Origin of the sequence: Sphingomonas sp. HMP6, assembly GCF_013374095.1 — a bacterium.
Lineage (GTDB): Bacteria > Pseudomonadota > Alphaproteobacteria > Sphingomonadales > Sphingomonadaceae > Sphingomonas.
Genome location: NZ_AP022672.1, coordinates 3,026,113 through 3,047,592, shown reverse-complemented (window position 1 = coordinate 3,047,592; position 21,480 = coordinate 3,026,113). Strand labels below are relative to the sequence as shown.

Sequence of the window (21,480 nt, the reverse complement as noted above, 5' to 3'; positions counted from 1 at the left end):
CCGGATGGGCGATACCGGGGGCGGTCCAGGCGGTGCTGGGCGCGCTTTTGCTCTATGGCCTGACCGGCATTCCCGATCTTGCCGCGCGCTGGGGTGGTTCGGCGGGCAGCGTGGTCGCGGTGATCGGCTGGATCGCGCTTGCCGCACTCGGCTTCGCGCTGCTGCGCGATCGACCGCGCCGCCGGAGCTTCGCGCTGCTGGCCCTGCTGTTGATGGCGGTGCGCGTTGCCTTTGCGCTGCTCGCAGTGTGGCGGACCTCGACCGGTGACCCCAACGCGTATCTGAACCTCGCCAAGGGACTGCTCGCGGGGCAGGGCCTCGTCATCTACGATCCGTTCTTCGGCAGCGCGTGGCGTGCGCTGTTTCCACCGCTCTACCCGTTGCTGCTCGCCGGATGGGGTGCGCTATTCGGTTTTTCTACGCCCGCCGTGCTCGCGCTCGGCACGCTGACGGACATGGCGGCGGCAGGCGCGATCGTGCTGCTCGGCACGCAACTTGGCAGTGCGCGGGCCGGGCGGCGGGCGGCGTGGCTGTATTTGATCTGGCCGTCGGTGCTGTTCTCGGCACCGCTCGCGCAAAAGGAATCGCTGTGCGCGGTGCTGGTGCTTGCGCTCGCTGTGTTCTGGCTGCGGCGTCCGGCCGGGTGGCGTGGGGCGCTTGCGCTGGGCGTGCTGGCCGGGCTGCTGGCGCTGACCCAACCGGGCGAAGCACCGCTTGCCGCGCTGTTCGGGCTGGTAATGGTCCGGCAGATCGGGCTGTGGCCGGTGCTGGCGACGGGGCTGCGCGGTGCCGTCATCGCGGCTTTCGTCATGCTGCCGTGGTGGATTCGCAACTGGCTGCTGTTTCACGCCTTCGTGCCGCTGACCACCGCCAGCGGCGCGAGCCTGTGGATCGGCAACAATCCCGAGGCCACGGGCAATTGGGAACCCCCGCCGCCCGCGCTGAAGGGCATCCCCGAACTGGCCTATGGCCGCCGCATTCAGACCATCGCGGTCGCGTGGATGACCTCGCATCCGGCCGACTTCGTGCGTCTGTCCGCCACAAAATTCGTCCGCGCGTGCGGCATTTCCGAATTCGGCGTGAATCGGCTGGTCGCGATGGGGCCGCCCTTCCCGCGGATGCTCGCTGCCGCGCTGTGGCCGCTGGCGCACGGATCGCATCTGCTGCTGCTCGGCGGGGCGGCGCTGCGGCTCGGGCGCGTGCCCGCGACGCTCGTGCTGCTGATCGCGGCCAGTGGCCTGCAATTGCTGCTGTTCGGCATCTGGTTCGAATTCGGCGAGCGGCACCGCGAGTTCGTCACGCCGTTTTTGCTGCTGGCGCTGTGCTGGTCGTTCGCGCCGGTTGAGAAAGCCGCGCCGACACCCTAGCTATGACGTTGTGAAAGACGCCGTCACCGCCCGCATCGCCGACGGCGTCTCCGCAATCCCGGCGGCGGACTGGGACGCCTGCGCCGGCAGTGCCAATCCGTTCGTCTCCCACGCCTTCCTGTCGATCCTCGAACAATCCGGCAGTGCGCGGGCGCGCACCGGCTGGCAGCCGATCCCAATCATCGTCGATGGTCCCGACGGAAAGCCCGCCGGAATCGCCCCCGCTTATGCCAAGAGCCACAGCCAGGGCGAATATGTCTTCGACCATGCCTGGGCCGATGCGTGGGAGCGCGCGGGTGGGCGCTATTACCCCAAATTGCAGGTCGCGGTGCCCTTCACCCCTGCCCCGGGTCCCCGTTTGCTGTTGCGCGATCCGGCGCACGCCCCCGCTTTGATCGCCGCGATCGAGGCGGTGACCGACCAGCACGGCTTGTCCTCGGCACATGCGACCTTCGTCTGTCCCGAACAATTGCCCGCGTTCGAGGCAGCGGGCTGGCTGATCCGCCAGGGCACGCAATTCCACTGGCAGAATCAGGGCTATGCGACGTTCGACGATTTTCTGGGCGAGCTCGCCAGTCGCAAGCGCAAGGCGATCCGCAAGGAGCGGGCGGGCGCGGTCGAGGGCCTGACGATCCGCCACATTGCAGGCGCGGACATTACCGAGGCCGAATGGGACTCATTCTGGGTCTTCTATCAGGACACCGGCGCGCGCAAATGGGGCCAGCCGTATCTGACGCGCGCATTCTTCTCGTTGCTGAGTGAGACGATGCCCGATCGCGTCCTGCTCATCCTTGCAGAGCGCAACGGGCGACCGATCGCGGGGGCGCTCAATCTGATCGGTGAGGATACGCTGTACGGTCGCTATTGGGGCTGTACCGAAGAGGTGCCGTTCCTCCATTTCGAATTGTGCTATTATCAGGCGATCGACGCGGCGATCGGGCTGGGACTGAAGACGGTCGAGGCGGGGGCGCAGGGCGAGCACAAGCTCGCGCGCGGTTATGTGCCGGTGCCGACCTGGTCGGCGCATTACATTCCCGATGCAGGTTTCCGCCGCGCGATCGGCGATTTCCTGGCGCGCGAGCGGACATCGGTCGAGATGGATCAGGAGTTTCTGGGGGCGATGACGCCGTTCAAGAAGGCGTAAAGCCATCCCTCCCGTTCGGGCTGAGCTTGTCGAAGCCCTGCTCTCCGCACACCCCGCGCTCGCGAGGTGACGTGCCCTTCGACAAGCTCAGGGCGAACGGAAGGGCTGGCCTCCTACCGCCGAAACCGCTCGATCCACCCTGCCAAAATCGCGTTCACCCGATCCGGCGCTTCCTGCTGCACCCAGTGCGAGACGCCGGGCAGGCGGTGGATTTCGAAATCCGGGCAATAGGCCTCGGTCCCCTGCGAACAGCCGATGCCGAGCGCGGTGTCTTCCTCGCCCCAGATCATCAGCGTCGGCGTCTCGATCCGGCCGTCGCCGGTCGGCTTGTTGCTGCCCGAGCGCACCATCGAGCGGTAGTAATTGATCATAGCGGTGAGCGCGCCGGGTCGCGCCGCCGCCTTGCGATAGACATCGAGCACGGCGCGCGGGAACGCGCTCTTGTCCACCGCCATGTTGCAGATCGCACGCGCCACCCCGGCAGCATGATCGCGCCCGAAGACGCGCTCCGGCAGGCCGGGGAGTTGGAAGAAATAGACGTACCAGCTCCGCTTCAACTGCGCCCACGTCTTCAGTTCGCGCGCGAAGACGTGCGGGTGCGGCACGTTCATGATGACCAGCCCGACCAAGGGCCGCGCGCGCCGAATCGCGAACTGCCAGGAAATGATCGCGCCCCAATCATGCGCGATCAGCAGGACTTCTTTTGCCCCGCTGGCATCGATCAAGCCGACCAGATCGCCGATCAGCCGATCGAGATGATAGGCCGCGACTCCCTGCGGCCGATCGCTCGCGCCGTAACCGCGCAGATTGGGCGCCCACACCCGCCAGCCCGCGGCGCTGAGCAGCGGCATCTGGTAGCGCCAACTGAAATTCAATTCGGGAAAGCCGTGGACGCACAAGGCCAGCCGGTCGGTCGAGCCATCGGCGGCGGGCAGTTCGGCGAGTTCGAGGCTGACCTCGCCCGCCGCCTGCATCCGCACGCTGATCCCGCTCTCGGCGGGCGGGGTCCACGACCAGTCGCTCAAGCCGCGAACGCCTCGGCCGGGACCGAATACAGCACCGTGGCGTTCGCCGTCGCCGCCGCGCGCAGGCCGAGCGACTCGGGCACGATCTGCGCGACGTAGAAGGCGCACGCCGCACGCTTCATTTGCGCGAAGGCGTCGTCGCCGGTGGCGAGACGCCCCGACCGCTCCATCAGCCAGCCGCACGTCGCGACCGAGAGCATCGTCAGGAACGGATAGCTTGCCGCGAGCTTGTCGTCGGCATCCATCCCCGCCATGCCGCGCCCGATCTCGTCGCACGCGTCGATCAGGTCAACAAGGCCCGCGTCCTGCGCTTCGGCGCGCATGTCGGCGATCAGCCGCGCGAACACGCCGCCATTGTCCATGCCGAGCTTGCGCCCGACCAGATCGGCCGCCTGAATGCCGTTGGTGCCTTCATAAATCGGGGTGATGCGGGCATCGCGGAAGAACTGCGCCGCGCCGGTCTCCTCGATATAGCCCATGCCGCCATGAATCTGAATGCCGAGGCTGGCGACTTCGTTGCCGATGTCGGTGCCATGCGCCTTGGCGAGCGGGGTGAGGATGTCGAGCCGCTCCTGTCCGCCAATTTCTTTCAAAGTCGCCCGGTCGACTTGGCTCGCGGCATAATACACGAGCGCGCGCGCCGCCATCGTCTGCGCCTTCATGCGCAGCAACATGCGGCGCACGTCAGGGTGCTCGACGATCTTGACCGACTCGGCGCTGCCCGATCCGGCGCGCGGCGACTGGACGCGATCGAGCGCATAGCCGACCGCCGCCTGCGTCGCCGCCTCGGCCACCTGCACGCCCTGCAAGCCGACATTGAGGCGCGCATTGTTCATCATCGTGAACATCGCGCGAATGCCGCCGAATTCGGCCCCGATCAGCTCGCCAATGCAATCATCGTTATCGCCGAAGCTCAGCACGCACGTGGGCGAGGCATGCAGGCCCATCTTATGCTCGATCGAGACGACGCGGACATCGTTGAAATCGCCCGGCGTGCCGTCGGCGTTCAGCCGGTATTTCGGCACCAGAAACAGCGAAATGCCCTTGGTCCCGGCCGGCGCGCCCGGGGTGCGCGCGAGCACGAGGTGGACGATATTGGGCGCCATGTCGTGATCGCCGAACGAAATGTAGATCTTGGTGCCCTTGATCAGGAACGTGCCGTCGCCGCGCGGGGTGGCGGTAGTGCGGAGTGCACCGACATCGGACCCGGCCTGCGGCTCGGTCAAATTCATCGTGCCGGTCCATGCGCCGGTCGCCAGGTGCGGCAAGTAGAGCGCCTGCTGTTCGGGCGAGCCGTGATGCGCCAGCGCCTCGATCGCGCCGACCGTCAGCGTCGGGGCCAGCGCAAAGCCCATGTTCGCGGTGCCGAGCGTATCGAGCACTGCGGTCTGGATCACGAACGGCAGGCCCTGCCCGCCGAATTCCTCGGGCACGCCGATCGTTCCCCAGCCGCCCTCGACATAATCGTGATATGCCTTCACGAAACCGTCGGGCATCACCACGCCTTCGGGCGTCCATTTCGCGCCAACGGTGTCGCCAGCGCGCAGCAGCGGCGCCCATTCGCCCGCGGCCAGTTGCCCTACGCCCTCCAGCACCGCGTCAACGACATCGTCGCTGGCGGCGGCGAAGCGTTCGGTTGCGGCGAGATCGGCGATGCGCGCGACATGATCGAGCACAAAACGCTGGTCGGCGATGGCGGGGGTAAACATGGGACATCCTCTTATGCAACAGGCCTCGCCCCGCTATAGCCGCGCACGATGACCGCGCCAAACCCGCCTTTCGTGACCCGCACCTTACCCTACGGCGAGGCCGCGATCGCCGAAGCCGTGGCGCTGATTGCGGCGGGCCAGCCGGTCGCGGTGCCGACCGAGACGGTCTACGGGCTGGCGGCGGACGCCGCCGAGTCGGCGGCGGTGGCGCGGATTTACGCGGCGAAGGGTCGGCCAAGCTTCAATCCGCTGATCGTGCATGTGCTCGATCTGGCGGCGGCCGAGCGGATTGCGGTGTTCGATGAGGACGCGCGCGCGCTGGCCGCGGCGTTCTGGCCCGGACCGCTGACCTTGGTGCTGCCGCTGCGGCCCGATGCGGGGATCGCGGCGCTGGTGACGGCGGGCCTCGATACCATCGCGATCCGCGTGCCGGCGCACCGCGCGATGCGGGCGTTGCTGGAGGCTTCGGGCGCCCCCCTCGCCGCACCCTCGGCCAATGCCAGCGGCGGCATCAGTCCGACCCGCGCGAACCATGTCGTGGCGAGCCTCGGCGGGCGAATCGCGCTGGTGATCGACGATGGCGCGACCGAGGCGGGGCTGGAATCGACGATCGTGCAGGGGCGGGAGGTGCTGCGGCCGGGGCCGGTTACGGCGGCGCAGCTCACACTCCATTTCCACCCCGGCGAAAGCCGGGGCCCAGTCGCGAACGGCTCAGAGGATAGCGAAACGCGCGACAGCGACCGTCCCGCACCTGGGCCCCGGCGTTCGCCAGGGTGGAAGGCGGGGGACGAACCCCGTATCACCGCCCCCGGCCAGCTCGCCAGCCATTATGCGCCGTCGAAGCCGCTCCGGCTGAACGCGACCGGCGCAGCAGACGGCGAATATCTGATCGGCTTCGGCGCCATTTCGGGAGACGAAACCCTTTCTGCCACCGCCGACCCGATCGAAGCCGCCGCGAATCTGTTCGACGCGCTCCACCGTGCCGATGCCAGCAACCGCGCCAGCATCGCCATCGCCCCGATCCCGGCGGACGGCATCGGCACCGCGATCAACGATCGCCTGCGCCGCGCCGCGCACCCCATACGATAATTTCTTTACGCACCCGTTCCAATCGCTAGTCTGTCCCCAGGCGTTTCTGGGGGGAGCATCGGCACATGAGCAATACGCAACGCGGGCTGGCGGAGCTGATCGGCACGTTCTGGCTCGTCTTCGGTGGCTGCGGCAGTGCCGTCCTGGCGGCGGGGTTTCCGGTCGTGGGCATCGGTTTCGTCGGCGTGTCGCTTGCTTTCGGGCTGACCGTGCTGACGATGGCCTATTCGATCGGGCACATTTCGGGATGTCACCTTAACCCAGCTGTGACGCTGGGCCTGTGGGCGGGCGGGCGGTTCCCGGCGAAGGACATCCCGCTCTATCTCGCCGCGCAAGTCATCGGTGCGACGATCGCGGCCTATCTGCTCTACCTGATCGCGAGCGGCGCGCCCGGCTTCGCGCTCGGGCCAACCAGTCTCGCGGTCAACGGCTTCGCTGCGCAATCGCCCGGCCAGTATTCGATGGCGGCCGGCGCGGCGATCGAAGTCGTGCTGACCTTTATCTTCCTGCTCGTCATCATGGGATCGACCGACACGCGCGCGCCCGCCGGATTCGCACCGATCGCGATTGGCCTGGCGCTCACCCTGATCCACTTGATCAGCATCCCGGTGACCAACACGTCGGTCAATCCAGCCCGCAGCACCGGACCCGCGCTGATCATCGGCGGGCTGGCGCTACAACAGCTCTGGCTGTTCTGGGTCGCACCGATTGTCGGCGGCATCCTCGGCGGGCTCGGCTACCGCGCGCTGGGGGCCGAAGACCCCAAGCGCCCGCCGATTTCCGGCGAGGCGCTTTAGCCGCTTACGCCGCCACCGCCTTTGACCGCGCTGCAAAGCTCTTGCGCAGCTTCGCGAGCTTGGGCGGGATCACCGCGATGCAATAGGGATTGCGCTGGCCTTCGCCAGCCCAATATTCCTGGTGATACTCCTCCGCCGGATACCAGGTCGACAGCGGCTCGATCGTCGTCACGATCGGCGCGGGCCAATCGGCGGCGGCGCGCGCCATTGCGGCAATCGCTTCCTCGCGCTGCGCATCGTCGTGCGGGAAGATCGCCGAGCGATATTGCGTGCCGACGTCATTGCCCTGCCGGTTGAGCGTCGTCGGATCGTGCGTCGCGAAGAACATGTCGAGGATGTCGCCATACGACACCTGATCGGCATCGAAGGTCACGCGGATTGCCTCGGCGTGGCCGGTCGAGCCGCTGCACACTTGTTTATAGGTCGGATTGGGAACCGAGCCGCCAAGATAGCCGCTCTCGACCGCGTCCACGCCGATCACATCCTTAAACACCGCCTCGGTGCACCAGAAACATCCGCCCGCGAGGGTCGCGACTTCGCTTGCCATCATTCGCTCCTTGTTTAGGGCTTCAAGATAGGGACGGGAACCCAAGACAAAAAGGGCGGATACGCATGCTGGACGGATCGGTACTGGTAACGGGCGGGGCGGGCTATATCGGCAGCCATGCGGTGTTGGCGCTGCTCGATGCGGGGCACCGGGTGGTGGTGTATGACAATCTGTCGACCGGGTTCGACTGGCTGGTCGACCCGCGTGCGACCTTGGTGCGCGGCGAGATCGAGGACGATGCGCTGGTGCGCGCGACGATGCGCGAGCAGGGTGTAAAGGCGGTCATGCACTTCGCCGGATCGATCATCGTGCCCGAATCGGTAAGCGATCCGCTTAAATATTATCGCAACAATACCGTTGCGAGCCGGGCGTTGCTGGAGAGCGCGGTGGTGTGCAGCGTGCGCCACTTCATCTTCTCCTCGACAGCGGCGACCTATGGCACGCCCGTGAAGGTACCGGTGGCGGAGGGCGATCCGACCGTGCCGATCAACCCTTACGGCACGTCGAAGCTGATGACCGAGGCGATGCTGCGCGATGTCGCGGCGGCGCACCCGATCAATTACGCAGCCTTGCGCTATTTCAACGTGGCAGGGGCCGACCCGCAGCAGCGCAGCGGGCAATCGACGGTGGGGGCCACGCACCTGATCAAGATCGCGGTCGAGGCGGCACTGGGCAAGCGCGCGAGCGTTGGCGTCTATGGCACCGATTATGCCACGCCCGATGGCACTGGGGTACGCGATTACATCCATGTCAGCGATCTGGCGGCGGCGCATGTCGCCGCACTCGCGGTGCTGGTCGCCGAACCGACGCGGAGCCACACGCTCAACGCCGGCTATGGCAAGGGTTTTTCGGTGCTCGAGGTGCTCGACGCCGTCGACCGCGTGACCAACCTGAAGCTCAATCGCGTGATCGAAGGCCGCCGCGCCGGCGACGCGGGGGAGTTGATCGCGGATAATACAGCGATCCTCGCCACGCTCGACTGGACGCCGAAACGCGCTGATCTCGACACGATCGTGCGCGATGCGTTGGCATGGGAGCGCGCGCTTGGCGAGCGCTCCCAGGGATGATCGTTACAGGCTGAAGCGCAGCGTCGCGCGGATGTCGCGGCCGGCGAGCGGTGCGAAATCCTTGAGGAAGCTCGCCGCGCGGCGCGCATCGACGTCGAACAGATTGTTCGCGCTGAGCGTCAGCGACAGCTTGCGATTGGTCGGGAACGGCGTGATCGCGAGCGACGCGTTGACCATCGTATAGGCGGGCGTCGTCGTTTCGAACGCGCGGATGCGGTTCTGGTCGAACACATGCTCGACCTCGACGCGACCGGCCAGCGCTTCCGATTGCGCTTCCAGACCGCCGAGCACGCGCGCCGCCGGGATGCGCGGCGCGGGTCCCTGATCGCGGATCGTCGCGCGGACATAATCGCCCAGCGCATCGGCGTTGATCTTATACCCGCCGATCTGGCCCAGCAGGACCGACCCTTGCGCCTCGACGCCGTAATAGGTCGCATCCGCCTGAATCGACTGGAAGCAGGGGAAATCGACCGTCCGTCCGCTCGGCGCGGCGGCGGCTTCGCAGATCGACGGATCGACCTGGTTTTCCGAGATATAGTCGTTGAAGTGCGTGTAATAGGCCGAGGCATCGAAGCTGTAGCCCGTGCCATGCGCGTGCAGCGTCAACTCGGCACCATTGCTCTTTTCCAGGCGGAAGTTCGGATTGCCGAGCTCGTACGCCTGCGTCCCCGCGTGCGCGCCGTTGGCGAACAGTTCCTCAGCGGAGGGCGCGCGTTCGGTGTGCGACAGATTGATGCCGACGCGCACCGCGTCGGTCAGCCCATAGGACATGCCGACCGAACCCGACACGGCATCGAAGCGCCGCGACGCGTCCGAAAAACGCAGATCGCCGACCGGCGTGCGCGCGGCGACGTCGGTCATCTCGTAGCGCACACCCGCTTCGGCCTTCAGTTTGCCGAGGTCGAGTTGCTGCACCGTGAAGAGGCCGGTCTGGTTGGTCTCATTCTTGGGGAGGAACGCCTCGTCGCCCTTCACGTCGAACACGCGGTTGAAGAATTGAACGCCCGATGCGCCCTGCCAGCCACCGCGCTTGGCTTGCACCAGCTCGAGCCGGCCTTCGGTGCCGTTGTTGTAGAACGCCGTCCCGATCGCGCCGTCGGGCGCAAGCTCGAAATGGCGATAGGTGGCATGGCCTGCGCGAATGCGGATGCGATCGAGGAAGCCGCCGCCGGTCTGCACTTCGCCGCGCAGGTCGACGCGGTTCTGCACGATGCTGAGCCGCGGAGCCTCCTGCCCTTCGCCGGGCAGCGTCGCATAGCGGATCGGCACGCCGTACAGGCTATCATAATGGCTGTAAGACACGCCGAGCGAGCCGGTATCGGTGATCAACGACGCGCCCACCCCGGCGGTCCAGGTCTGCGCGGCGGTGTTGGGCAGCGTGCCGCGCACCGCGGCGTTCGCGGCATAATCGATCGGGTCGGTATTGGCGGGGTCGACCGGGAGCCGGCTGGTCGCGAGCGCTTCGCGGCGGCGTTGATCGGTCAAGGCATAGCCACCGATCCGCAGATCGCCGGATTTCGTATAGGAACCGTCGGCGTGGACGACGAAATGCTTGCCCAGCGCCAAATCCCCGGCGGCACCGACCGTCCGCTCGTTCGCGGCCGAACCATAGGTGCCGATGCCCGACAAGCGATACCCCGCCTCCGGCACCGAGCGCGGGATGCGCGTGTCGATCACGTTGACCACGCCGCCGACCGCCGACGAACCGTAGAGCAGCGCCGCCGGACCGCGCAGCACTTCGATCCGCTCGGCCAGCAGCGGATCGATGATCACCGCGTGATCGACGCTGGTGTTCGACACGTCGATCGATCCGATCCCGTCGGTCAACACGCGAATCCGCTCGCCCTGAAAACCGCGCAGCACCGGGCGTGACGCGCTCGGCCCGAACGAGGTGGCGGAAACGCCCGGCAACTTGGCCAGCGTGTCGCCGATCGTTGGCCGCAGGCTGCGCGTCAGTTCGGCGCCACGCAGCACCGATGTGCCGGAGAGCACGTCGGTTTCGCTCTTCGGCACCACGCCGGTCACCACGATGTCGGGGCCCTGATCGCCGGGGCCGATCGCCGTGGGCGTGGTCTGGGCGACCGCAGGGGCGGCGAACAGCATGGCAGTGGCGAGCAAAACGAATTTCGATTTCATGGGAGACTTTCTACAGGTGCGCTGCAGTGCAATAGATGTAATGAGATACTATCACAAGTCCGTTTCGTCGCCACCCGGAAACGATTGGGCGTGTGCCGGGCGGCGGTGCTCCCGCCACCCTTGCGGGGAGATGAACGGCTATTCGGGTTGCGACGGCGTCGCGCCCGCCACGCGCAGGCGGATCGCCGAGCCGAGCGCCCACCACGCGACTGCCCACAGCGCGCCGAAGATCCATCCGCCCAGCACGTCGCTCGGCCAATGTACGCCGAGGTAGATACGGCTCGCACCAATCGCGCTGACCAGCAGCATGGTCGCCGCGAGGATGTAGCGCTTCACCGCGCGCCCGCTGGTGATCTGCAACAGCAGCAAGGCGAGGGTCAGATAGACGCAGGCGCTGTTCGCCGCATGTCCGCTCGGGAAGCTCGCGTCATACACTTGGACGAGATGATCGGTAACGTCGGGCCGGACGCGCCCGACCATCCCCTTCACCGCAGCCACCACCAGCGACCCACTGAGCGTGCCGGCCACCACCAGCGCCAGCGTCAGCCAGTGGCGCGCGGCGATCAGGAACCCGGCGACCAGCGAGGTCACCAGGACGAGCACCGTCACCCCGCCAAGCGCAGTGATGTCGAGCATTGCTTGGGTCAGCAACGGCGGCCCCGGCGGCACGCCATGCGCCACCCCACCGCGCACCCACAACAGGATCGCGCGGTCGAACGGGAAGCGCAGCTCGCCCTCTCCGATCTCCCCGACTGCCCAGCCGAGCAGCCACAACACCCCGCCCGCCAGCGCGGTCGTGATGACCGCTACGATCGTCCACGGGGGATGGCGGATATCTTCGGGGGTGGCGGACATAGCGGCAGGAACTCCGGTCGCGGCGGATTGATCCGGCCGGTCACGCCCGCCGCCGTGTCGCCGCGTTGCGCGATCATGCGCCACCGCGCAATCGCCAATGGTCAGCGCGTCAGGCCCAGCGCGGCGCGATCGGCGGTGGCAGCGGCGAGTTCGGCGCGCGTCGCGGCGATGCGGGCTTGCGCGTCGATCAGGCGGAGGCGGGCGTCGTTGGCGGTTTCCTCGCGTTGGTTGACCAGGAAGAAATCGCCGGTGCCAAGCTCGAAGCGCCGACGTTCGGCGGCGGCCAGGCGATCGGCGAGAGTTCGTTCGGTTTCGGAAACGCTCGCCAGCCGCTCCGCGCCATCCGCGGCGATCACGATCGATTCGACCTCCACCGCGATCTGGTCGCGCAGGAACCGGCTGCGCTGGTCGAGCGCATCGATTTCGGCGCGCGCCTCCGCCACCCGGCCCTTGGCGGCGCGATTCTGCAGCGGCACGCTGAAGCGAAAGCCGACGACGGCTTCTAGCGGGGTTCGGGTCGACCCGCCCAGCCCGACGCTGCCGAGATCCTTGCCGAGCTCGCCGCGCAGATCGAGCCGCGGCGACAGATCGTTCTGCGCGAGCAGTAGCCGCGCGGTCGCCTGATCGATGCGGGTAAGGATCGCGCGATAATCATAGCGCGCGACCGCGGGGGCGAGCCGCGGCGCGCGCGCGACCCCGGCAAGCGCCGAGGCATCAGGCGGCAACCGATCGGGCGATACCGTCAGCGGGTTGCCTTCCGCATCGCGAAGATACAGCGACAGCGCGTTGGCGGCCCCTGCAAGATCCTGTTCCGCGCGCAGCACGAGCCCGCGTCGCCGCAGCAAATTCGCGTCATTCTCGGTCAGCAGGATGTCAGGCCGCGCGCCAAGTTGCACCAGCCGCGCGATCGCGCTGCGGCGGCGCTCAGCCAGCGACAGCAAGTCGCGATAGGCGCTCAGCCGCAGCCCCGCGGCGACCCACGTCTGATAGGCATCGACCGCGCGGCGCTGCACGCCGATCGCCGCCATTTCGCCTTCGAAGCGCGCGACGTCGATATCCGTCGCGGCAACCGCGCGACGCGTCCGGCGTTCGTCCACCACCCGATCGCGCAGCAGCGCGAACAGCGCACCGACCTTCGCCTCGCCCAGCCGGTTGGTATAGGCCTGGTCCTCATAGATCGGGAAGGACCCGCGCGAGGCGCGATAATTGCCGTAGACGTAGCCGCCATTGTTGGTCAGCGGTCGTGTCGCGCGGCCCTCGACCACCGTGCCGTCATAATAGCCCGCGACGCGCGATCGGCCGTCAACATCGAAGACTGTATCAAACGCGCCATCGGCGGAGAGCGCGCGGCCCTCGGCCTGGCGAACGCGCGCCAGCGCCTCGATGATCTGTGGTGCCGAGCGCGCCGAGGACCGCAGCACCTCGTCGAGCGTCAGCGGCGCGACTTGCGCCAGCGCAACGCCAGGGAACAGCATGAGAAGGATGGGGGCGACCAGCCGCATAAAAGCCAAACGGATCATTTCTTGGCCGAATCGTCCGAATCGCTCTTGGCGTTCGGTGCCTTGGCCTTGCCCTTGATCTCGACTGTTGGGCGGCGCCCGAATTCCAGCGGGAAATCATTCAATTGCCGCCACAATTCATAGCCGATCAGCACCGTCTCGCCCTGCACCCAGCCGCGCACCTTGCCGCCGGGACGGACATAGTCGTTGCTCGGCCAGGCGGGCTTGCCCGGCTGCGGCTCGACCAGGATGCGGAACAGGCCATCGGGCGTGGCATTGGGGTCGATCGAGCGCACTTGCCCGTCGAACAAGCCTTGCGCGACCGAGGGCCAGCCGCTGAACTGGATCGCGGGCCAGCCCTCGAATTGCAGGCGGACGTGGCGGCCGACGCGGACGAGCGGCACGTCGCGGCCATCGACATACAATTCCACCGCGCGTTCGACCCGTTCGGGCGCAATCACCGCCAGCACGGTGCCCGCCGAGACGACCGCGCTGCCACTCACCGCATTCAATTGTTGCAAGCGGCCGTCGCGCGGGGCGCGGACCAATTGCGCCGATTGGCGGTTGAGCGCGATGTCGATTCGGTTGAGCTTCGCGCGCGATTCGGCGAGCTTGGCGCCGGTGTCGGCCACCTTGATCTGCGTCTGTTCGTAGTCGCGGCGCGAGCCGAGGCCCTCGGCGAGCAATTGCCGGGAGCGCGCGACGTCGATGCTGGCGACCGCGCGGCTTTGTTCGACCGAAGCGATTTCGGCCAGCACCTGCGCGCGTTCGGCGGCGAGGCGCGACAACAGATCGGGGTCGAGATCGACCACGCGCGCAATCGGATCCCCGCGTGCGACATGCTGCCCGTCCTTGACGTACCAGCGGTCGACCCGACCGGGGACGAGCGCGGTCACTTGCTGCTGCCGCTCATCGGGGTCGAGCGCAACGACCTGCCCGGCCCCCGCCGCCGTCTGGAGCCACGGGACGAATGCCATGATCGCCACCGCGATCGCGATGCCGAGCACCAACATCCACGCGACGACGACGGCAAAACGCGGCGCGCGCATACCGGCCAGCGTCATGAAATGGACGAGGCGTTCAGCCCTGTACGGCATTGCCCGCCCCCTGCTGCTGCGCGGCGATCAGCGCCTCGCGCGTTTCGAAGCGCCGCTGCCGGTGCGGCTCGAGATAGAACCAGCCGTCGAGCGCAATGTCCTCTGGTCGTCCGGTCGAGAGCAGCACGGTCGTCCCAGCCTCGCGCAGGCGCGCCAGCACGCTGACCAGTCGCTCGGCCGGCAACAGATCATAGAGTTGCGACAACATCAGTACGTGCGGGCGCACCAGCAAGGCGTTCGCCAGCTTGAGCGCCATCAGCTCGCCGATCGACAGCGGATAGCCCGAGGCGGCGAGCACGGTATCGAGCCCCTGCGGCAGCCGCGCGACGCGATCGCGCAAGCCGACTGCTTCCAGCGCCTCGAGCATCGCGCTCGAACTCACGCCCGACCCCGCATCCTCGAGCGCCAGGGAGAGATATTCGCGAATCTTCACTTCGACGATCGACGGGCGATCGAGCACCATCACTTCCGAGCGCAACAGGTACATGTCGAACGATGCGATGTCGGCCCCGCCGACGGTAACCAGCCCGCGTTCGGGCACGACATGGCGCTTCAACACCATCGACAACATCCGTTCGGCCCCGCCATCGGTCATCGTGACCAATTGCTCACCCGCCGCAAGCGCGAAATCGAAGCGCGCGCCTTCGGTGACCACGCCGTCGAGCCGCACCGCCCCATCGGCCGGCGCGCGCCCGGCGACGGTGACGGGCGGCTCCTGCGGAATGGCGAAGAGGAGCGACAATTCCTCCGAGCTCGCGATCAGATCATACAGCGAATCGAGATACCAGCCGAGTTGCGCAACGCCGTAGAACACGCCGCTCAGGATCAGCTCGGCGGCGACCAGCTGCCCGATCGACAGTTCGCCGCTCAAGATCAGATTGCCGCCGAGTGCGAGCAAGGCCGCGTTGGCAAATGCAAACACCAACAGAAAAGCGACCGTCTGCGTGAAACTGTATCGGAAATAATGCCGATGCCGGCTGATATAGGCGGCGGTGGCGGCTTCCGACCGATCCATCGCGAAATTGAGATGGCGGCTGGATTTGTAGAAGCCGTTCGAACCGCCGACGCTTTCCAGCCAGCGCGCAGTATCATGCTTGGCATGGCTGAGCGCGACCGCCGAGCGGATCGAGCCGCGCGACCAGATCAGCCAGATCGCCAGGATGACGAGCACCAGCAGCGCGTTGAAACCGAGGAAGAAGGGATGATAGAAACTGGTGACGGCAAGCCCGACGGCCGATTGCAGGATGATCGTGAAGCCACCGATCACCAAGCTCGGCACCGCCTTTTGCACCACCACCAGATCGAAATAGCGGTTGAACAGGTCACCGCGATTCTGATCGGAAAAGAAGGGGTCCTGCGCGTGGACGGCGCGGATCGTAATCTCGGCGACGATGCGCGCGAACAGGCGCCGCTCGAACAGCGCCATCATCCACACCCGCAGCGCGCTGAGCGCCGCGACCAGCAACAGCAATCCCAAAAGGAGCCCCGCCAAAGTCCATAACGGGGCGGGCAATGCCGTGTTGGCGACGCTGTTGATCAGCAACTGAACCGAAATCGGCGTCGCCAGCGACAGCAAGCTGATCGCCACGCCATACAGGATGGCGAGCCGCACATACGGCATATCTGGCCCGACGATTTCCGCCAGCCATCGCATCGCGATGCGCCACCCTACGCGTTCGACTGCCACTCGACCCTCGCCAGACTTTAGGAACGATTACAATTCAGGACCAGCGGAGCCCGTCCGGGATGCGCGGCGCACTCCGGCCGAACGGTACCGAGTTGGAATGCTCCCGGCATGTCTCGCATATTGCACACACTGCACTTTCGATCATCGGACTAACAAGTTTTGCGGACTCTGACAATCGCCGCGCACCACGGGGCGCAGCACCTGCCGCTACCCTTTCAGGCCGACGAACTCAGCTTTAGTTCACGCCGGGGCGTGAACATGCTGCACCGAGCAGCCAGCCATGAACGCATCGGAAACCTGCTGCGGCGTGTGCGCCCGCTCGCTCGCAAGAGCAGGCGTTGCAATCAGCGCAAGCGCCGCAGCCGCGATGAAACGGACCATGTAGAGTTCCTTGTCCTCGAGAACTAAGCCTCCAACTAGAGCGTCGATTTTATCGACGCTTCACGCAAGCGTAACGAAGTGTTTCTTACGCCCGATCGGCCGCTCGGCGCATTGACCGCTCCGGGCGCGGTGCTTTACCCCGCCTGGTGCATGCACAGCCAAGAACCCGCAGCCATGATGCCAACGATCGTCCTCGTCGAGGATGATCCCCCGCTGCGCACGCTGACGACGCGTGCGCTGCAGGAAAACGGTTTCACCGTGCGCCCCGTCGGCACCGCACCCGAAATGTGGCTCGCGCTAGGGCAGGGGCCGGTCGATCTGGTCCTGCTCGACATCATGCTGCCGGGAACCAACGGCATCGATCTGTGCCGCGCGATCCGACAGAAGAGCGACGTGCCGATTATTTTCGTCTCGGCCAAGGGGTCGGAAACCGACCGCGTCGTCGGGCTGGAACTGGGCGCGGACGATTATATCGCCAAGCCGTTCGGCACGCGCGAATTGCTGGCACGGGTGCGTGCGGTGCTGCGGCGCGGCGGCGCGGAGCGTCAGGCAGCGGAGCAGCGCGCCACCGGCATACTGACCTTCGATGGCTGGTCGCTCAATCTGCCGCGCCGCGAATTGCTGTCGCCGACCGGCGGCCTGGTCGATCTTACGGGTGCCGAGTTCGATCTTCTGGTTACCTTGTGCGACCATAGCGGGCGGGTGATCGCGCGCGAACGGCTGATCGAATTGTCGCGCACGCGGCTTGGCGACAGTTCGGATCGCAGCATCGACGTGCTGGTCAGCCGCTTGCGCCGCAAATTGTCGAGCGCGGGCGCGGAGGCGCCGATCGCGACGGTGCGGGGCATCGGCTATATGTTCACGGCCCCCGTGACGCGCGACTGAGCACCGGCTTGAACGCGAATATCTTCCGACGGCTGCACGGTTCGGCGGGATTGATCGGGCAGGTTTTCGCGATCCTGCTATTGGCGATGGTGCTCGAGTTCGGCGTGTCCGCGCTGCTCTACGAACGGGCCAGCCAGTTCTCCGTCCGCGATGACGAGGCCCGGCGGCTGGCCGAGCATTTGATCATCGCACGCAAACTGGTCGACGAGAAGCCGCCCGCGGCGCGCCCGGCACTCGCGCGCGAATTGACCACCAGCCGCTACGAAATCCGCTGGGCCCCGGGCCTGCCCCCGCCACCAGCGTCCGCCGATCTCGACCCGATGTATCATCAGATCGTGGGATGGGAGCCCGACCTGGCACGTGCGGGGTTGCGGATGAACCTGTCGTCGGCCGCCCGCCGCGCGAGCACCGCCGGCGGCGTGCAGCTTTCCGACGGCAGCTGGCTGCATTTTCGCACGCGCCAGGCGATCCATATGCGCGATCAAGTGATCGAGCGGGTCTTGCTTGCGATGATTCCCGCCGCCGTGCTGATCCTGATGGGCGGGTTGCTCGTACGCCGCACGCTGCTTCCCCTGCGCCGGCTTGCACTAGCCGCAGACCGCGTTGGGAGCGGCAGCGATCGCGACGAGGCGGTCCCCGAGATCGGGCCGAGCGAGGTACGGCGGGTGACGGGTGCCTTCAACCGAATGCATGCGCGGATTTACCGGTTGATCGAGGATCGCACGCAGGCCTTGGCGGCGGTCGGCCATGATCTGCGCACCCCGCTGGCCCGACTGCGGCTGCGCGCGGACCAGATTGCGGATTCGGGCATTCGCGCGTCGATCGAGGCGGATGTCGAGGAAATGTCCGCGATGGTGGCCTCGCTGCTCGCCTATCTCGGCGGTGAGGATGAGGTCGAGCCGCGCGCGATGACCGATCTCGCCGTGCTGTGCGCGACGTTGTGCGACGACATGTCCGATCGCGGGCGCGATGGTTCCTATGATGGGCCGGCCCATCTCGAACTGCCGCTGCGCCGGATCACGATCAAGCGCGCCATGGTCAATCTGGTCGAGAATGCGCTGCAATATGGCGACAAGGTTTTCCTATCGTTGGCACAGGAGTCCGACCGTATCGTGCTGAGCGTTGAAGATGATGGACCTGGCATTCCTGAGGCTTCCTTGGTCCGCGTGCTCGATCCGTTTGTCAGGCTCGATGTGGCGCGCGGGCGCGACACGATCGGTTTGGGCCTGGGTCTGGCGATCGTTGCCAAGGCAGTGGCCGAGCATGATGGCGTCTTTACCCTGACCAACCGGCCGCAAGGGGGTTTGCGCGCCGAGATTGTGTTGCCGACGGGCAACGGCGGTCCGGCATAAGCGCTGCCAAGCCCTGGCGGTCGCCCTTCAGCAATGTTTCGTCACAATTCAGCATAAATTCAGCAAGGCACCCCGGATACTTTTTTGGTGTCTGGCCGATCGCCGCCCCCTTGCCGTCATTGTGGAGATGCGCGGGTAGGGAGAGGCGGCGACGGTTCGGACAGCAGGCGGGAACCTAACCAAACATATTTGGAGGTCCCATGAAGTTTTACGTAGCCGCCGCCGCCAGCCTTCTGCTCTCGGCCGCTCCCGCTTTCGCTGAGGACACTGCGCCTCCCCCCCCCATCACCGTGTCCGGATCGGTCGCGCTCGTGTCCGACTATCGCTTCCGCGGCGTGTCGCAAAGCGACGAGGAAGCCGCGATCCAGGGTGGCATCACGATCGCTCACGAAAGCGGTTTTTACGTCGGGACCTGGGCATCCAACCTGGCGGGCTGGGGTCAGTTCGGCGGGTCCAATATGGAGCTCGACCTGATCGGCGGGTATAAGCGCAGCCTTGGCAGCGGCACCGCGATCGACGTGGGCGTTACGTGGTACATGTATCCGGGCGGTTCCGACCTGACCGACTTTGGTGAGGGGTATGTGAAGCTGTCGGGCACGCTCGGCCCAGTTACCGCGCTCGCCGGGGTTGCCTATGCGCCGAAGCAGCGCGCGCTCGGCAACTTCTCGAACACGCCGTTCAGCCGTGGGCAGAGTGAAGACAATCTGTATCTGTGGGGCGATGCCAGCGTCGGCATTCCCAAGACGCCGATCACCGCGAAGGCGCATGTCGGCTATTCGGACGGAAACCCCGGCCTGGGTCCGAACGGCACCAGCGTTACGCCGACCGGCTCGTATGTCGATTATCTCGTCGGCGTCGATGTGACCTTCAAGCCGGTCACGCTCGGCATCGCCTATACCGGGACCGATATCACGCGGGCGAAATCAGCCTATCTGCTGCCGAACTTCTCCTCGACCAAGGACGGTTCGTCGATCGCAGCCGGCCAGGTGGTGTTCTCGATCTCGGCAGCCTTCTAAAGTAATCCGGAACGCCAAGCGCCTGCAGCGGGAGCGGCGATCGATGATCGCGGCTCTCGCTGCAGGCGCATTTTTTTTGGGAGTGGTGGGCCCGTCGGGACTCGAACCCGAGACCTACAGATTAAAAGTCCGTTGCTCTACCAACTGAGCTACGGGCCCACACCGGGGACGCGTTAGGGTCGCCTTCCCGCTTGGTCAACCCGAGGCAGCGTAGGTAATAGCCGCGCGTGCAAATGACGGACACGCAGCCCGCTCAGCGGATCGCGCCAGTCGGGTGCGACGCTCAGCAACGGTCCAAGCACGAAATCGCGCTCCCGGAACGCCACATGCGGCACCGTCAGCCCGGGCGAGGACCACGGCCCGCCCGACCACAGGACGATATCGAGATCGATCACGCGCGCGCTCCAGCGCTGCCCACGCCGCCGCCCGAAGCCGCGCTCGATCGCTTTGAGCCTGGCCAGCATTGCGGGCGGTTCGTCGGCACTGTCGACCAGCGCCACCGCATTGGCATAACGGCGGATCGACGGCCCGACCGGGTCACTCGCCACGATCCGCGACACCGCGACCACGCCGGTGAGGGACGCGACCGCTGCGGCCACCTCATCGGTGGGGCTACCATGCCGCCCGCGCCGGTTCGATCCGATCGCAATCGCATAGCGGGGAGTATTGCTTGAGGTCGGCACGTGAACACGCCTATCGCAAAGCGATGAACTTCGCACCCAGCCCAATCCCCGAAACCGAACCCCCGCGCGATTGCCCGCGCTGCCCGCGCCTCGTCGCGCTGCGCGAAAGCCTGCAGGCCGAGCATCCCGATTGGTGGAATGGCCCCATCACCGCCTTTGGCGATCGCGCCGCGTGGCTCGGCATCATCGGCCTCGCGCCTGCGCAATATGGCGCGAATCGCACTGGCCGCCCGTTCACGGGGGATCGCTCCGCCCCGTTATTGTTCGATACGCTCGCCAAATACGGCCTCGCCATGGGCGACTATGAGGGCAAGCCCGACGATACGCTCGCGCTGACCGGTGCGATGATTCTCGACGCGGTCAAATGCCTGCCGCCGCAGAACAAGCCGACGCCAGAGGAAATCCGCAATTGCCGCCCCTTCCTGGAGGGGCAGGCAAGCGCCCTGCCTAACGCCCGCATTTTCGTCGCCCTGGGCCAGACGGCGCATCAATCGGCAGTCAAGATGCTCGGCGGCAAGCTGCCCAAATGCCGCTTTGGCCACCTTGCCGAACATCGCATGCCCGATGGCCGCATCCTGATCGATAGCTATCACTGCTCCAGCTACAACCAGAATACCGGGCGGCTGACGACCGAGATGTTTGAAGCCGTCTTCGCCCGGGCGCTGGAGCTGCGCGACGCCTAATCTCCGCGCCGAATCCCAAACGCTGGTGTCCCGTCCCGAGCGATCTGTACGGGTAGAATCGCTATAGCACGTTATAACAACAGCTTAGGTGTATGGCGCAGATAATGCACCTCGCGTCATAGCCGATTTCCGGTGCCATGATGGAGACTGCCATGAGCCTGACCTTTGCCTTGATCCTGACCGCCAGCGCAACCGCCGCGCCGCTACCCGAGGGCGGGCGCTGGCAGCGGATCGTGCGCGCGGCGCATGAGATGGACGTACCGACGCCACGCCTGTTCGATGCCCTCGCCGCAACCGCACCACGCCGCGAAGCCGGGCCGCAATATTGCTTCGAGGACCGTCTCACAAACCCCGACTCGCCCACCAACGTGTGCCGCAGCCGCGCACAATGGCTGGCGTTCGGGCTGGAGCCGATCGTGGAGTCGAGCGGTGTTGGCTAAGGCGATGACGGCGTAAGAAGG

20 protein-coding genes and 1 tRNA gene are annotated in these 21,480 nt (G+C 66.4%); 10 read left to right on the top strand and 11 right to left on the bottom strand.

The genetic code is table 11. The features are described from left to right. Positions 1 to 32: 32 nt before the first annotated feature. On the top strand, positions 33 to 1,367 hold the full coding sequence (locus HMP06_RS14865; protein WP_232089719.1) for a glycosyltransferase: 1,335 nt from the start codon (positions 33 to 35) through the stop codon (positions 1,365 to 1,367). 10 nt (positions 1,368 to 1,377) lie between these two features. Then, complete coding sequence (locus HMP06_RS14860) at positions 1,378 to 2,511, top strand: GNAT family N-acetyltransferase (RefSeq protein ID WP_176497770.1); 1,134 nt, start codon at positions 1,378 to 1,380, stop codon at positions 2,509 to 2,511. A 113-nt stretch (positions 2,512 to 2,624) separates the two neighbouring features. Here HMP06_RS14860 and HMP06_RS14855 read toward each other — a convergent pair whose 3' ends face one another. Both HMP06_RS14855 and HMP06_RS14850 read right to left on the bottom strand, forming a co-directional pair. Then, positions 2,625 to 3,536 (bottom strand): alpha/beta fold hydrolase, encoded by a 912-nt coding sequence (locus HMP06_RS14855; protein WP_232089718.1) that lies wholly within the window; start codon positions 3,534 to 3,536, stop codon positions 2,625 to 2,627. Beyond that, a complete protein-coding gene (locus HMP06_RS14850) occupies positions 3,533 to 5,245 on the bottom strand; it encodes an acyl-CoA dehydrogenase (RefSeq protein ID WP_176497769.1) in 1,713 nt (570 codons plus the stop codon). Before HMP06_RS14850 ends, HMP06_RS14855 begins: the two co-directional genes overlap by 4 nt. A gap of 48 nt (positions 5,246 to 5,293) precedes the next feature. Between HMP06_RS14850 and HMP06_RS14845 the strand changes: the two genes are divergently transcribed. Then, a complete protein-coding gene (locus tag HMP06_RS14845; protein WP_176497768.1) occupies positions 5,294 to 6,334 on the top strand; it encodes an L-threonylcarbamoyladenylate synthase in 1,041 nt (346 codons plus the stop codon). 65 nt (positions 6,335 to 6,399) lie between these two features. Then, entirely contained in the window at positions 6,400 to 7,131 is a 732-nt protein-coding gene (gene aqpZ / locus HMP06_RS14840; RefSeq protein WP_176497767.1) for an aquaporin Z, read from the top strand. Between the two features lie 4 nt (positions 7,132 to 7,135). Here the strand turns inward: aqpZ and msrA are convergent, their stop codons facing one another. Next, on the bottom strand, positions 7,136 to 7,678 hold the full coding sequence (gene msrA, locus HMP06_RS14835) for a peptide-methionine (S)-S-oxide reductase MsrA (protein ID WP_176497766.1): 543 nt from the start codon (positions 7,676 to 7,678) through the stop codon (positions 7,136 to 7,138). A gap of 65 nt (positions 7,679 to 7,743) precedes the next feature. Here msrA and galE point away from each other — a divergent pair, with 65 nt between their 5' ends. After that, the gene (galE, locus tag HMP06_RS14830; RefSeq protein WP_176497765.1) at positions 7,744 to 8,745 is read left to right on the top strand and encodes a UDP-glucose 4-epimerase GalE; all 1,002 of its coding nucleotides are present in this window, start codon (positions 7,744 to 7,746) and stop codon (positions 8,743 to 8,745) included. 3 nt (positions 8,746 to 8,748) lie between these two features. Here the strand turns inward: galE and HMP06_RS14825 are convergent, their stop codons facing one another. From HMP06_RS14825 to HMP06_RS14800, 6 genes are all read right to left on the bottom strand, one after another. Beyond that, positions 8,749 to 10,881 carry a TonB-dependent receptor gene (locus tag HMP06_RS14825; protein WP_176497764.1) on the bottom strand — a complete coding sequence of 711 codons (2,133 nt, stop codon included), beginning with the start codon at positions 10,879 to 10,881 and terminating at the stop codon, positions 8,749 to 8,751. Between the two features lie 138 nt (positions 10,882 to 11,019). Beyond that, positions 11,020 to 11,736 carry a phosphatase PAP2 family protein gene (locus HMP06_RS14820; protein ID WP_176497763.1) on the bottom strand — a complete coding sequence of 239 codons (717 nt, stop codon included), beginning with the start codon at positions 11,734 to 11,736 and terminating at the stop codon, positions 11,020 to 11,022. A 101-nt stretch (positions 11,737 to 11,837) separates the two neighbouring features. Continuing rightward, complete coding sequence (locus HMP06_RS14815; RefSeq protein ID WP_197940698.1) at positions 11,838 to 13,256, bottom strand: TolC family protein; 1,419 nt, start codon at positions 13,254 to 13,256, stop codon at positions 11,838 to 11,840. Continuing rightward, the gene (locus tag HMP06_RS14810) at positions 13,253 to 14,332 is read right to left on the bottom strand and encodes an efflux RND transporter periplasmic adaptor subunit (RefSeq protein WP_176497762.1); all 1,080 of its coding nucleotides are present in this window, start codon (positions 14,330 to 14,332) and stop codon (positions 13,253 to 13,255) included. Before HMP06_RS14810 ends, HMP06_RS14815 begins: the two co-directional genes overlap by 4 nt. After that, positions 14,316 to 16,019 (bottom strand): ABC transporter ATP-binding protein, encoded by a 1,704-nt coding sequence (locus HMP06_RS14805; RefSeq protein ID WP_176497761.1) that lies wholly within the window; start codon positions 16,017 to 16,019, stop codon positions 14,316 to 14,318. The genes HMP06_RS14810 and HMP06_RS14805 overlap by 17 nt, the downstream gene beginning before the upstream one ends. A gap of 240 nt (positions 16,020 to 16,259) precedes the next feature. Then, the gene (locus HMP06_RS14800) at positions 16,260 to 16,400 is read right to left on the bottom strand and encodes a hypothetical protein (RefSeq protein WP_176497760.1); all 141 of its coding nucleotides are present in this window, start codon (positions 16,398 to 16,400) and stop codon (positions 16,260 to 16,262) included. A gap of 174 nt (positions 16,401 to 16,574) precedes the next feature. Between HMP06_RS14800 and HMP06_RS14795 the strand changes: the two genes are divergently transcribed. The 3 genes from HMP06_RS14795 to HMP06_RS14785 all read left to right on the top strand — a co-directional run bounded on the left by HMP06_RS14795 (position 16,575) and on the right by HMP06_RS14785 (position 19,653). Then, complete coding sequence (locus HMP06_RS14795) at positions 16,575 to 17,285, top strand: response regulator (protein WP_232089717.1); 711 nt, start codon at positions 16,575 to 16,577, stop codon at positions 17,283 to 17,285. Between the two features lie 8 nt (positions 17,286 to 17,293). After that, positions 17,294 to 18,637, top strand: coding sequence for an ATP-binding protein (locus HMP06_RS14790; protein ID WP_232089715.1), 1,344 nt, complete (start codon positions 17,294 to 17,296; stop codon positions 18,635 to 18,637). Between the two features lie 200 nt (positions 18,638 to 18,837). Next, a complete protein-coding gene (locus HMP06_RS14785; protein WP_176497759.1) occupies positions 18,838 to 19,653 on the top strand; it encodes a TorF family putative porin in 816 nt (271 codons plus the stop codon). A gap of 83 nt (positions 19,654 to 19,736) precedes the next feature. On the opposite strand, the gene HMP06_RS14780 is transcribed toward HMP06_RS14785, so the two are convergent. Both HMP06_RS14780 and folK read right to left on the bottom strand, forming a co-directional pair. Next, positions 19,737 to 19,812, bottom strand: a tRNA-Lys gene (locus HMP06_RS14780). A 14-nt stretch (positions 19,813 to 19,826) separates the two neighbouring features. Beyond that, positions 19,827 to 20,336, bottom strand: coding sequence for a 2-amino-4-hydroxy-6-hydroxymethyldihydropteridine diphosphokinase (folK, locus tag HMP06_RS14775; protein WP_176497758.1), 510 nt, complete (start codon positions 20,334 to 20,336; stop codon positions 19,827 to 19,829). Between the two features lie 23 nt (positions 20,337 to 20,359). On the opposite strand from folK, the gene HMP06_RS14770 reads away from it, so the two are divergent. Continuing rightward, the gene (locus HMP06_RS14770; protein ID WP_176497757.1) at positions 20,360 to 21,019 is read left to right on the top strand and encodes a uracil-DNA glycosylase; all 660 of its coding nucleotides are present in this window, start codon (positions 20,360 to 20,362) and stop codon (positions 21,017 to 21,019) included. Between the two features lie 137 nt (positions 21,020 to 21,156). Further along, a complete protein-coding gene (locus HMP06_RS14765) occupies positions 21,157 to 21,459 on the top strand; it encodes a hypothetical protein (protein ID WP_176497756.1) in 303 nt (100 codons plus the stop codon). Positions 21,460 to 21,480 lie beyond the last annotated feature (21 nt).